The following is a 13,326-nucleotide window of genomic DNA, read 5'->3' on the forward strand; positions in this document are numbered from 1 at the left end:
TGTTATGAAGAAACGTTATCTAACCTTATTCTGTTTGCTGGTTCCTTTTATGCAAACGTATGCACAAACCGGTAAAGCTAATGCCGGGTTACTTGCAAAAGCTGATGCAGCACTGCAACTAGCCGCCAAGCAATACAAAGGCATGATGGCAGTTTTGCCTGCCAATGTATTACCCAAAACTACCAAAAGTAAAGACGGAAGTCTGGAAACTTCCAATTCAGGATGGTGGACATCCGGTTTCTATCCAGGTACCAACTGGTACCTGTATGAATACACTAAAGACCCCATCTTTAAAGATGAAGCACTGAAGCGGATGGAATTAGTCAAAAAAGAACAATTCAATACATCTACCCATGATCTTGGGTTTATGATGTATTGTTCATTTGGCAATGCCTTGCGTATTACAAAAGATACTGCTTACAGATCCATTTTATTAACAAGTGCAAGATCTTTATGTACCCGCTTTAACCCAACTGTTGGTTGCATAAAATCCTGGGATCATGGTACCTGGAAGTTCCCCGTTATTATTGATAATATGATGAACCTGGAACTTTTAAACTGGGCTTCAAGAACCAGCGGAGATCAGTCTTTTGCCAAAATAGCCCGTACGCATGCCAACACTACTATTAAGAATCATTATCGGAATGATTATAGTTCTTTTCACGTAGTAGATTATGACCCGGCAACCGGAAAAATAAATGAGCGAAAAACGGCTCAGGGAGCTGCAGATAGCTCTGCATGGGCAAGAGGGCAGGCTTGGGGTTTGTATGGATTCACCATGATGTACCGCGATACCAGAGATAAAAAATACCTGGCGCAAGCCAAGCAGATAGCCGACTATATGCTTAATCATCCAAATATGCCGGCCGACCTCATTCCATACTGGGATTTTAATGCTCCTGGTATTCCGGATGCGCTCAGAGACGTATCTGCCGGTGCTATCACCGCTTCGGCTCTTCTTGAGTTGAGTGGTTATGCCGGAAAAACGGAAGGCAAACGTTATTGGTCGGCTGCTGAAAAGATTTTAAATAGCTTATGCAGCGATGCCTATCTCGCTAAGGAAGGAACAAATAATCATTTCATACTGATGCATAGTGTTGGTTCTATACCTCATAAATCAGAAGTAGATGTACCATTGACCTATGCAGATTATTATTTTGTTGAGGCATTATTGAGATATAAAAATCTTGCTAAATAGTTTTTAGATTGATGCTTAACATTTTTAGAGTATAAATATTTAGAACAATGAACAGGCGTTTTTTTCTTAAAGCCGTTCCAATGGCTGGTGTGGCTACTACCCTCGGTAGTGGCCATATCACCCAGGCTATTGCGGCCCCTGCTCCCGTTTCGGACAGAGATTATAATGTAGATCTGCTGATTAAAATTGTAAATCCGGTTATCAAACAATTAAGTGCAGGAAATCTGAAAGCTACTATGCCTACAGAAGTAGCTCCGCATTATGGCAAGCAGGTAGATAAAGTTACTTATCTGGAAGCGTTTGGAAGAACTCTTGCCGGTCTGGCTCCCTGGTTGGAACTGGGGCCCGATAATACGGTGGAAGGAAAGAAACGAGAACGTTTATTAACCCTAACTCTGCAAGCCATAGAAAAGGCTGTAGACCCACGGTCGCCCGATTATATGAATTTTACCGGGAAGTACGATGGGCAGCCATTGGTAGATGGTGCATTCCTGGCACATGGAATGTTGAGAGCGCCTAAGCAAATCTGGCAAAAGCTTTCAGCAACAACTCAGCAACAGGTAATCGATGGATTAATAAGTTTGCGTAGTATAAAACCTGGAAACAGCAATTGGCTATTATTTTCAGCTATTATTGAAGCAATGCTGTTACAATTCGGGGCAGCCTGGAAAAAGAAACCTGTTACCTATGCAGTAGAGAAGATGCAGGAATGGTATAAAGGAGATAGTATGTATGGAGATGGGGCGGCCTTCCATTTCGATTATTACAACTCGTTTGTGATTCAACCCATGCTGGTTGATGTTCTTAAAGTAATGGCCGATAAGAATGAAGTGCCTGTAATGGCTTATGAACAGGCATTCAAACGTATGCAGCGTTACAGTGCTATTTTAGAAAGGCAGATTTCACCAGAAGGTACATTTCCCATTGTTGGCAGATCTATGCCTTACAGAAATGGTGCATTCCAGGCATTGGCACAAGTGGCACTGGCAGATAAACTTCCCGAAGGAATTACTGGTGCGCAAGTAAGAGCTGCACTAACGGCAGTGAATAAACGTTTATTTGAAGCTCCTGGTACTTTCGATAAAAATGGGTGGTTAAGAATTGGAGTATGTGGCCACCAGCCGGATATAGCAGATGTTTATACTTCTACGGGCAGCCTGTATTTATGTACTACCGGGTTCCTGGCTCTTGGCCTGCCACCGGAGCATCCTTTCTGGTCTGACCCGGCGGCAGCATGGACTTCAAAAAAAGTATGGGGTGGTGAAAATGTGATGAAAGATCATGCAATTGACTTTTGATTATTGTTTAGGTTGAAGACCTAAATCAATTGTCTTTGTGCCGTCTTCATCCAACCATTTTTCGTATACAATCCTGACCGCTGTATATTCCTTGCTGGCCAGGAATTCCTGCATTCTGTGATTGTTGGTGAGGGTATACCTGACTATTCTTCTGACTCCTTTTGCCAGGTATATTTTCTCCAGTTCATCATTCATCATTCTGTAAATACCCTGACGTCTGAAAGTTGGTTGAACATATCCATCAGAGACATACAATGTATTGCCGGTATAGGCTTCAATTCTGCTCTCGTCGGGTTCTTCGATATATGCGAAAATAAATCCTGCAGGAACTCCATCAACATAAGCCATTAAACAAGTACCATCATAGTTTTCCTGCATTTCAATTACATGATCAAGATAATCGCCTGAAATGCTATCCCAGTCGGCCGTTTGAGCGAAGAACATTTTCTCTGAAATATGTAATTCTCGCATCAGATCATTCATGATAGTATAATGATCTCTGATCTGTACAGGTACAATGGTGATGCTCATAACTATGCAGGTTTAACCGGGCTACCCGTCCAATTGGTACCAGATTGTAAATTTTCGCCTTTCATGACCAATGAAAGCGGAGCGATATTTACATCGTCTCCCACTTCACTATCATAAAGGATGATGGATCTTGCACCGATGCTACTTCGGTCACCTATTTTAATAGCTCCAATCTTCATTACTCTGTCTTCAAACAGATGTGTCTGAGGGCCGCTGTCTTCATTTAGTGCACTATCGCTACCTATGCTCACCATATCAAATTCAGTGATATCTGCTGTATACATTATTACTCTTCTTCCTGTTTTTACGCCTAATAATCTCAATGACATAGGTAACCAGGGAGTACCTTTCAGAAAATCGAGCAGGAAGGGAATTGAAAGCGCCTCATAAGTGGCAGTGATCAATTCACTGCACCAAACTTTGCTGGTCCACATCGGGCTTTGGATAGGTTTATATTTACCTATCAACAGCCATTTTACAATTACTGTAAACATAAATGCAGGAAGGCCCAGGAAGAATAGGTAGTAAAGTGGGAATTTCAATAATACCTGCCACATAGGCTTCTGAGTAAGCAAATCATGGCTATAGGCGATGAAAAGAATACTGCAGCAGATAACAACTGTTTCAGGGATGAGAATTCTTACAAATTCTACGAATGCCCTTGCTGTTCTTCTTCGGTTAGAAGGGTTAGTTGTTAGTTCCGGAGGGAAGTAATAACTGGCCTGTCTGCGAGGCAGGGCAATCGCAGGAGAGCCAAACCAATCGCGTGATTTATCGCTTTTCAATTGTTCTTTATCCGGAGGTGTGGATAAAACACCGATCAGCATGTTTTCGGGTAACTCGTAGCCCTGAGGAATCAGAGCACTGTTACCAACAAAACTGGTATTATGAATAATTGTTTTTTCAAGAATTAATCGTTGTCCTCTTACGTCCGATTCCCCTAATGTTACGGCATCAGCAATGAAGGCACCGTCGCCAATTTCCAGTAGCGGATGTGTAACACTACTTGCAGTCGAAACCTCTGTGTTCTTCCCGATTTTAGCTCCTAAAGCTCTGAAGAGTGAGGAGATATAAACTGTTGCATAAATCGGATGGATCACAATTAAGGATAATGACATCAATTGATCTGCAAACCATTTACGTACATAAAAAGCACTGTATACCGGATAAACACCCGGTTTTATGCCGGTTTGCAGCAGCCTGCTTAGTATAATCGTTTGTGCTATAAACAGGATGATATAACTCAACGCCAAAGCCGGAACGATGATCATGTAATTGAAATTATAATCGGGGGCAGCGTCATCCATCCTGTTAATTGCAATAATGGTAGGCAACAGCGGAAGTAAAACCGTAAATGGAAATACAAGCAGGAATAATGAAAAGATTACACTATACCTTATTCTGGTTGCCCTCGATACAGGCAGTGGTTGCGGTAATTCGTCCAGCGATTTTGTTACCTTTAAAACAGCAGGGCTACCGTACCAAACTTCTCCACTTTTAATAGTATTATTGGCTGAGAGATAGCTTAAGTCCTGTAGTTCGCTCCATGGCTCCATTACAGTATCTCCTGCTACTACTGCACTACTACCTATATAAGCATGATCACCCAGGTAAACATGGCGAAGCTTAAGCAATCCATCTTCCACCACTGCATTATTAATTACTACCTGAGAACTGATACTTACATCACTTCCGATAGTAACCAGATCTTCGGCACCAATAGTTACGGCGGCCAATTGCGCATCCGGCGAAATTTTTACTCCCAATGCCCTTAAGTACATTGGGTACAGCGGAGTTCCGTTGAGAAACTGGCTTGGCATCAGTCGTTGTATTGTTTTTACCAACCACCATCTGAAGTAATAGCCTCCCCAAACGGGATAATCTCCGGCTTTCATTTTGCCGATAATTAATCTTTTGGAGATAATGATTAATGCTGAAAATATAGGTGGCAATAAACAGAATAATACCAGGGCAGTAAGTATACCATAACCCAGGTGTTCTGTATTTTCCTGAACATAATAATAACCCAGATAAGGAAAGAAAATCTGCATGGCGAAAAGTCCGTATATCACCAAAACAGAAATAGTTTGTCCAAACCAACATAGCAAATGGCGCCATTCCGGCACTTTCTGAAAAGTAGATTCTTTGGGTTTAGTAACGGGAGCGGCACTTTCCCAGGCTCTCACCAATTTCTGGAGCGGCCTGTGCATATAAATATCCTTTAAGGATGCCTGAGGTACATTTGCTTCTTTCCGAAGTCTGGAAACAAATGCAGCTGCCAATAGAGAATGGCCTCCCAGGTCTGTAAAGAAGTCTTGCTGCCAATTGATTTCCCGGTCAGGAAAGACTTTTTTAAGAATAGCGTGTACACGTTCCTGTAAAGGAGCATTAGGATCTATTGTTTCGTGAGATGCCACCTCTTTAAAAGCTTCGGGAAGCGGTAGGGCTTTCCTGTTAATTTTGCCACTTGGCAAACGAGGCATATCAGGCAGTTCTACAATAATTCCGGGTATCATGTAGGCTGGCAAAACCTTAGCGAGGTTGGCTCTTAAGATAGCCTGGTCCTGTTTTATGCCGGCTTCACTTACGATATAACCAACCAGTTGATCCTGGTCGTTATTATCTTTTTTCACGGCTACAGCTGCGGCCACAATACCTTCATTCGCATTAAGCTGGTTTTCGATTTCGCCTAATTCAATTCTGTAACCACGTAGTTTTATCTGATCATCCAGTCTCCCCTGAAAGTCGATGCTTCCATCGGGCATAATGATGGCAGCATCACCGGTTCGATATAATCTTGTACCCGGTAAATCGGTCATCCTGGCTGGCTTATCTACAAATTTAGCGTTGGTGAGTTCGGGATTGTTAATGTATCCCAATCCTACACCTGGTCCTGAAATAATTAGCTCACCCCTTTCACCGGCGGGAAGAATATTTAACTGATCATCTACCACAGCCATATTATAGTTGGGCAATGGCTGGCCGATGGTGATATAGTCGCCAGGTTTGAGAGCAGCAAAGGTGGCACTCACGGTAGTTTCCGTAGGACCGTAGCTGTTGTAAAACTTTCTGGGAGGATTTCCCCAGCGGGCGAGTACCTGAGGAGTGCAGGCTTCACCACCTGCATTGATTAAGCGAATAGATGGAATATCGTTGTCCATAATTGCCAGTAAACTGGGAACAGCATGTAAAACAGTAATCTGTTCTTTTTTAAGGACATTGGCCAATTCATCTATTGCTTTAGCAGTGGTGGCATCAGCAACCCAGATGGTAGCTCCTACATAGTAGCTAACCCAGGTTTCTTCGCACCACATATCAAATGATACAGAGAAGCCCTGGTATACTTTATCTGTTGGTAATATATTCAGCACCGTTTGTTCAGCTCTGATTAGGTGGCAGATCTGACGTTGGGTGATTGGAATTCCTTTGGGTTTGCCGGTACTTCCGGAAGTGTAGAGTACGTAAGCGATGTTATCCGGTGAAGTACTGCCTTTAAGTGTAAAGGTTTCGGTTTTATTGGTGAAAGCCGGAACACTTAAAATAGGGGCCGGGATTTGTAAAGCATGTTGACTAAAGCAGGCGGCAGCTTGTACTTCTGTTAATACGCCTTCCACTCTTTCAGCAGGCATTTCACTATCGAGAGGTACATATCCGGCACCGGCTTTAATAATGCCAAGAATGGCAGCATGTAATTCGGCACCACGAGGCCACCAGACGCCTACAAGGCTGCCGGGGCCAATACCATTCTCCTGTAGGAAAGCAGCAATAGCATTACTCCAGTTATCTAATTCCTGATAAGTATATGATCGTTGTTGAAAGATCAGGGCGGTGTGTTGAGGATTCGACGTCACAGTGGCAGCAAATAGATCTGCCAAGGTTTCATCGTGGATAAGTTCTGGCTGGTGGGGCCCTTTAACTATGCTATTCACATTCATAAATTCTTGTGCCGTATTTCTTCGTTGTTTGTACCTCAAAGGTACACGTAAGAAAAGTACGTTGGGCTTATAATACCCTTAAAAAAATGAGGTTTGGTATGGTCAACTTCGGGTTTCATCTTCCGAAGATACTTAATTCGGGTTCTGTAACAAAATCAGAAATAGGTGTAGTAACACCAGTGTTGCGATTTGATGAATAATTGATTAAATTTAAGAAAGCTTCAACCAAAAAAATACTGTCGTTAGCAATTTAAGCATTCCAATTCCGAATACTAGACAATTATACTTGCTGCTGGTAAAATCTGATAAATAGCAAAACCATTATCTGACTAAGTGTTTCAAGGATCATGTTTAAAAATTATTAGCCAAACTATAGCAGGTATTGGTTTTAACTACTTTCTTTATGGCCACAAAAATTATTCTTTCGTATAACCGGCAGGCACTTTTTAGTGCTGGTCCTTTTTTCATAAGCAAAAACCGGGCTGTCCACTTAACCGGGCAGCCCTTCTTTTGTTATATAAGTTTTTTTAAATACAGCCTCTAGCGTTATATAATCAAATTTTAAGGTTTTACCCCATGTATTTCATGGCTTTAGATTAAATCTAACGGACATAACAAGATATTATTCTTTTTTGTAGATTACCTGTCTGAAGGAAGCATTTAACAGACTAATTAAACCTATGGTCATGAAAATCAGAAAAAGTTTCGTGGTAGTTGCTGCTATTGTTGCAGCAGGTACCCTTTGTTCTCTTACTCTGCCCCAGGAGCCGGAGAAGGCGACTAATCTAAAAGTCCTGCCTAAAAATATTGGGCATGAAGAGCTTATCACTGTTATGCGTGGTTTTAACGCTGCATTAGGCGTAAAATGTAATTTCTGTCACGAGCCTCGTCAGGATGATCCCAAAAAACTGGATTTCGCAAGCGATGCCAATGAGCATAAAGGAATTGCAAGAGATATGATGCGTATGAGCCAACGTATTAATAAGAAGTTCTTTAAAGGCAGTGCAACAATGTCTGTTACCTGCTACACTTGTCATAATGGTAATAAAGAGCCAAAGACAAAACCAGATGTAGCACCGGAACCAGGAAAATAGTAGATGTATTTGCAAAGCAGCAGGGAGCTTATCACTGCTGCTTTTGTATGAATCTAGTGCTGAGTAATCCGGTTTTGCTCGCTATCCTTCAATTGCTCCAAAATGCGCTGTGGTAACAATGGACTATCAAATGGCAGGTCTATCGATTGGCGCTGAAACTCCTTAGGCTTAATCCGGTGAAAGATCTCATAGAGTGCAATTGGCTCCTCATTAAAACTAACGCAGGTGCTTACAAAATTCAATTCATCAATCTTATATCCGTTGCGATGTAATTTATCTTCCATATCATTTACTTTCCCAATAAAATGACGTTGGCGAATAAACGTAGTACTATTCAGAATAATAAATATGAAGTTGTTGAAGCAGGTGATTTTCCCGTAGTAAATATGGTTATCTCTACCACTTCTTTCTACCAGATATTCTTCCCCCGACTTATAGATTTCCAGCGATGAGCGCATAATTCTTTCCTCGGCTTTCTTACTTGTTTCAGAGGAGAGGTTGCGGTTATAACAATACCAATGCCCTACAAGCTGGTCTAACAGCTGACGATTGGGAGAAGCCAGAGGAATATTGATTTTCAATTCCTGGAAAGGGTGATTGGTAGCTGCGCTGTTGAGGAAATCTATATAATTGTGATACCCCAGTAAAAAGCTTATTTGGTTGAGCTTTGAGAAATTGGGGCTACTTATACTTTGTAAGGATTGTTTGTTACCTGCTTTTAATTTTTTGATGATGATGTGTTCATATAAATAATTATCTCCCAGTAGAGGCAGTATGTTTTTCTTACTGTGTTTTCTTGCTGCTATAGCATTTAATTCTTGTGCTGCGTAGGTCCATTCGGCTTTGCTGACATGCTCCCAGGACGATTTTTTGAGGAAATGCCAGGATATATAGTTCACTAATCTTTCTAAGTTATTAAATTCTTCCCTAGTCATAATAAGACGATTATAATACAGAAATAAGATGCGATAAGATACGTATAAGATTTCTGTATTAATATAATTTTTCAATTTTAGTTCAACATAAAAAAAGAAGATATGAGTACAAGTCAAAAATTTATGGAGTTGCCACCAGGCAAGCAGTTATGGGATAGGATAGTGGCCTTTGAGATAGATGATCCGTTGGCGTTAGTTCCTTTTTCGGGGCGATTGGCAAAAGAGCAGAAATGGGATAAAAGCTTTACGGATCGGGCAATAGAAGAATATAAAAAGTTTGTTTACCTATGTTGTATCTCACCAACGGGAGCCTCCCCCAGCCAGGTAATTGATGAAGTCTGGCATTTACACTTACTCTACACAAGAAATTACTGGGAAGTATTTTGCGGGCAGACATTAAAGCAGTCTCTTCACCACGAGCCAAGTACCGGCGGAGCTGATCAGCGGACTAAGCATAAGGAATGGCAGCAGGCAACTATTAGTTCGTATGTGGAGCAGTTTGGAGAAACCCCACCGGCCGACATTTGGGAAGTGAGCAAGCCGGTGAAAAAGTTACCAAAATTTAAATGGCCTTTGTTAATATTCTTAGCTTTTATAGTACTACTTACGGGTTGTTCCTCTGCTCCTCCCGTCTTTTATATTAGCCTGATGATAGCAGCCTTTGCCTTTATTTCCACATTAGGAGGAGGAAAATCTGATGGTAGTGGAGGTGGAACGAGTTCCTGTACGAGTGGCGGTGGAAGTAGTTGTGGAAGCAGTTGCGGTAGTAGTTGTGGCAGTGGATGTGGCGGATGCGGTGGAGGGGGAGATTAAAACATGAATACTATGAGAAATACAAAAGTCTTAGATCTGGTATATATCGGCTACTTTTTACCTTTCATATATGTTTATATAAAAAGTGGTGGAATTTCTCCTTATAATTTGGATGGGAAGCAGTTTTTAAGTTTCTATTGCAGTCTGTTTTTGGTCAACCTGGTAGACGTGAGGTGGTTGTTAAAATTAAATGAATCGCGGGTCGATTTACTGAGGTGGGTAACAACCGGAGTGATGGTTTTAGGGATGGTAAGGTTGACTCAGGGGCTTTATAATGGGCGTTCTATAGGATATTTGAGTATTATACTGATAGTTCAGTTGTTTACAATGCTGATGGTGTGGGCAAACAAAAAGAGATAGACTATTGTCTATCTCTTCAAAGGGGGCTTCATAGAATCAAATGTCTTTAATAGATATTGAGACGAATTATAGATTGTAAATGAATTATAATGATGTTAATGCTCTGGTACAAATAGCACAATGGTAACAACAATGGATGAAAGTATTAAGTACGTTTGTGAGACGAACATTCATCATTGTTTTTGAGTTCAATACAGTGTCATTCACTAGCACTGCTTTCTGATATCAAAAGTGAGCATAAATTATCTGTTTGATAAACTTATTAGATGAAGTAACTAATATACACGATGAAAATACGGTACTATCCAATAACTGAAGTAGTATATAGGGTATAATCAATTAGGAATCTGGAAGTTGCAGAGGAATTATGATAATTAAATTATAAGTATATTTAATGTGAAAAGAAATTAACAGACAGATCAGGTATTTTTTATTACTTGCTTTTTTAAATGAAATAGATATACACAGAAGTAATGACTGGAATATTAAGTAACACGGCAGAATTAGATGAATCCAGGGTAAAAAAGAAACTGGCGTCCTGGGTTTCATTTTTTATGTCTGACCGGTATTATAAGACTAATGCACGGTTATGGACACATATAATTATGTGGGTAGGTCTGGCGGTGATGAATTTTATCATGTTTTATTCGGGCTTCATGGTATCGTTACCGGTAGCCTTTTCTATTCTGGCCAGGAATATTTTCGGCAGTATGTTTGCGTTTTATACTGTCTTTTATTTTACTATTCCTAAGCTTTTGCTGAAAGGGCATTGGTTTTTGGCATTTATAGGGTTTTGCCTGCCATTTGTATTCTGGGCGGTCCTCAATTATTTGAGTGCAACCTATACGATGTCGCATTTTGAGGTATCGGATCTGGGAACGAGGCAACTGATGCAAAGGGTTGTAGACGGAGGATGGGCCCAAACACTGTCGATTTCCAATCTTTTACGTTTATTTATTCCAGTGATTATTGCGATCGGACCAGTAATGATTTTAAAATTGGTGCTCGATATAATAAGGGGTACAACGCGTCAGCTGCGTTTAGAGAGAGATAATCTGGATTTGGAGGTCAATTTTCTAAGATCTCAGTTAAATCCTCATTTTTTATTTAATACACTTAATAATATTTATTCCTTATCTATTCGTAATGATGCATTGGCTTCAGATCTTATTATGCACCTGTCGGAAATGATGCGTTATACATTGTATGATTCAAATACGGATAAGGTACCATTACAGATGGAAGCGGAGTTTCTTAAAAACTATATTGAGTTGGAATCCGTAAGATATGGTAAGAATGCAAGCATCACCTTTAATTATGATCCTGATCAGATGACAGATCTGACCATTCCTCCATTATTAATGTTCCCTTTTGTAGAAAACGCATTCAAATATTCTCACAGCACTAATTCTGCTGAGTGTTGGGTGAATGCAAAGATTGAAGTGACCGATAAACTCAGATTTGAAATTGCAAACAGCAAAGGGCAGGGGCCGGAGCAAAAGCAGGGAGTTGGAGGAATCGGATTGGTAAACACAAGAAAACGCCTATTATTACTATATCCTGGTAAGCATGATCTACAGATTGAGAATAAATCAGATTCTTATAAAGTAGTGCTGACAATAACCTTAAGCTAAAGTATGGAGCAAACAATTAAATGTCTCGTTGTAGATGACGAGCCATTTGCCAGAGACCTAATGGAGAACTATATTTCACGGATTCCTTTTTTACATCCTGTAGCATTTTGTGAAAACGCTATGGAAGCCATTGAGGTGTTGCAGACACAACAGATCGACTTACTGTTGTCCGATATTCAGATGCCTAATATAAATGGGCTTGAAATGATCAGATCGCTTAGTAATCCTCCCTTTATTATTTTTACAACAGCATCCAGAGATCATGCTATTGCTGGTTTTGAGCTCGATGCGGTAGATTATCTAGTAAAGCCTATTTCCTTCGAACGTTTTCTGAAAGCAGTTAATAAGGCAAGAACAACCATTCAGCAGAAAAGTCTGCAATCTATCGCCGCAGAAGCCGCTAAACCCAAGGCAGCAGCGAATAATCATCTGTTTGTAAAGGATAATAATAAATTTACCAAAATACTGTTCGATGATATTCTTTATATTGAGGGAATGAAAGACTATATAAAGATTATCTGCCAGGATAAGTCGATCATTACTTACATGCGAATGAAAGGAATCGAAGACTTACTCCCCTCAGATCAGTTTTTCAGAATACATAAATCCTATATTGTAAGGCTGCAGGCAATTAAATCTTTAATGGGCAATACAGTTGAAGTAGTGAATGGTCAGAACATTATTATTTCTAAAACTGCAAGGCAAGATTTGAAAAGATTATTGGGAATTGCAGGATTTAATGATGAGGAAGAATAACTGTTTGTCGAAAATTTCGGTAATTACGTCTAATAAACTGTGAGAGTTAACCCTCTTGAACGAATTTCGGCGTGACAAACAATTAATCACTTTTAAATTTGTTTATCATGTTAAAAGATAACGCTGTTATCAGCCGTTCAATGCTGAAATTCGAGAAAGAAGTTGTTATGAAAGCTGATGTAGCTGTAATTGAAAATCTGAAAGCTGGTAGAACCAGAGGTACAGCTGCCATGAGTTTACCTACTCAACCTACCACTTACGAAACTTCACCAACTACAACTATTCTTACCACAATAACTACCGGTAAACCTTAATTAAATTTATTCATTGTGCTTAACCCCCCTTGTGATACAATGCAATACAGATGCGCGATAATTGATGACGAGCCACTTGCATTAGACATACTAGAAAGCTATATCCAAAGAACACCCTATCTGGAACTTGTTACTAAATCCCTGGAATTGAAAACCGTAGCTGATTTAATTGCTGAAAGGAAAGTGGATGTTGTCTTTATGGATGTTAATCTAAGAGGTGATAATCGGGAATATATCTCACGACTTATGCAAAATGATTGTGTTTTTATTCTCGTAACGGCATACTCGAGCCGCGAAGTGCAACACCTTTTTCATCGTGGAAAACGTGGTTACTTGGGAAAACCCGCAAGCTATAAAAAGTTTGTCGGAGAAATGGAACGATTGAAGATTGCCTCTTCATAAGTTTTTTCTTAGAAAAAGAAAGTACCTTTATTTAAACACGCGATCAAAAAATTTCG

The 13,326-nt window shown here is 40.2% G+C and carries 12 protein-coding genes; 9 read left to right on the top strand and 3 right to left on the bottom strand.

The window, feature by feature from the left end:
• Window positions 1–4: 4 nt before the first annotated feature.
• Both DVR12_RS05620 and DVR12_RS05625 read left to right on the top strand, forming a co-directional pair.
• The gene (locus DVR12_RS05620; RefSeq protein ID WP_116974503.1) at window positions 5–1,198 is read left to right on the top strand and encodes a glycoside hydrolase family 88 protein; all 1,194 of its coding nucleotides are present in this window, start codon (window positions 5–7) and stop codon (window positions 1,196–1,198) included.
• A 47-nt stretch (window positions 1,199–1,245) separates the two neighbouring features.
• A complete protein-coding gene (locus DVR12_RS05625) occupies window positions 1,246–2,496 on the top strand; it encodes a DUF2264 domain-containing protein (RefSeq protein WP_116974504.1) in 1,251 nt (416 codons plus the stop codon).
• Here the strand turns inward: DVR12_RS05625 and DVR12_RS05630 are convergent, their stop codons facing one another.
• Both DVR12_RS05630 and DVR12_RS05635 read right to left on the bottom strand, forming a co-directional pair.
• Window positions 2,497–3,027 (bottom strand): GNAT family N-acetyltransferase, encoded by a 531-nt coding sequence (locus DVR12_RS05630; protein WP_116974505.1) that lies wholly within the window; start codon window positions 3,025–3,027, stop codon window positions 2,497–2,499.
• A 2-nt stretch (window positions 3,028–3,029) separates the two neighbouring features.
• Window positions 3,030–6,962 (bottom strand): Pls/PosA family non-ribosomal peptide synthetase, encoded by a 3,933-nt coding sequence (locus DVR12_RS05635; protein WP_116974507.1) that lies wholly within the window; start codon window positions 6,960–6,962, stop codon window positions 3,030–3,032.
• A 686-nt stretch (window positions 6,963–7,648) separates the two neighbouring features.
• On the opposite strand from DVR12_RS05635, the gene DVR12_RS05640 reads away from it, so the two are divergent.
• Window positions 7,649–8,056: a c-type cytochrome gene (locus tag DVR12_RS05640; RefSeq protein WP_116974509.1), complete on the top strand. Its 408-nt coding sequence runs from the start codon at window positions 7,649–7,651 to the stop codon at window positions 8,054–8,056.
• A gap of 53 nt (window positions 8,057–8,109) precedes the next feature.
• Here DVR12_RS05640 and DVR12_RS05645 read toward each other — a convergent pair whose 3' ends face one another.
• Window positions 8,110–8,991, bottom strand: a complete 882-nt coding sequence (locus tag DVR12_RS05645; protein ID WP_116974511.1) for a hypothetical protein — start codon at window positions 8,989–8,991, stop codon at window positions 8,110–8,112.
• Window positions 8,992–9,093: 102 nt separating this feature from the next.
• Between DVR12_RS05645 and DVR12_RS05650 the strand changes: the two genes are divergently transcribed.
• From DVR12_RS05650 to DVR12_RS05675, 6 genes are all read left to right on the top strand, one after another.
• Window positions 9,094–9,804, top strand: a complete 711-nt coding sequence (locus tag DVR12_RS05650) for a glycine-rich domain-containing protein (protein WP_116974513.1) — start codon at window positions 9,094–9,096, stop codon at window positions 9,802–9,804.
• Between the two features lie 12 nt (window positions 9,805–9,816).
• Entirely contained in the window at window positions 9,817–10,164 is a 348-nt protein-coding gene (locus DVR12_RS05655; protein WP_116974514.1) for a hypothetical protein, read from the top strand.
• 473 nt (window positions 10,165–10,637) lie between these two features.
• Complete coding sequence (locus DVR12_RS05660) at window positions 10,638–11,798, top strand: sensor histidine kinase (RefSeq protein WP_116974516.1); 1,161 nt, start codon at window positions 10,638–10,640, stop codon at window positions 11,796–11,798.
• A 3-nt stretch (window positions 11,799–11,801) separates the two neighbouring features.
• The gene (locus tag DVR12_RS05665) at window positions 11,802–12,554 is read left to right on the top strand and encodes a LytR/AlgR family response regulator transcription factor (RefSeq protein ID WP_116974518.1); all 753 of its coding nucleotides are present in this window, start codon (window positions 11,802–11,804) and stop codon (window positions 12,552–12,554) included.
• A 107-nt stretch (window positions 12,555–12,661) separates the two neighbouring features.
• Window positions 12,662–12,868 carry a hypothetical protein gene (locus tag DVR12_RS05670; protein ID WP_116974520.1) on the top strand — a complete coding sequence of 69 codons (207 nt, stop codon included), beginning with the start codon at window positions 12,662–12,664 and terminating at the stop codon, window positions 12,866–12,868.
• 39 nt (window positions 12,869–12,907) lie between these two features.
• Window positions 12,908–13,270, top strand: a complete 363-nt coding sequence (locus DVR12_RS05675; RefSeq protein ID WP_116974521.1) for a response regulator — start codon at window positions 12,908–12,910, stop codon at window positions 13,268–13,270.
• Window positions 13,271–13,326: the final 56 nt, after the last annotated feature.

The sequence above is a fragment of the Chitinophaga silvatica genome (assembly GCF_003419895.1).
Lineage (GTDB): Bacteria > Bacteroidota > Bacteroidia > Chitinophagales > Chitinophagaceae > Chitinophaga > Chitinophaga silvatica.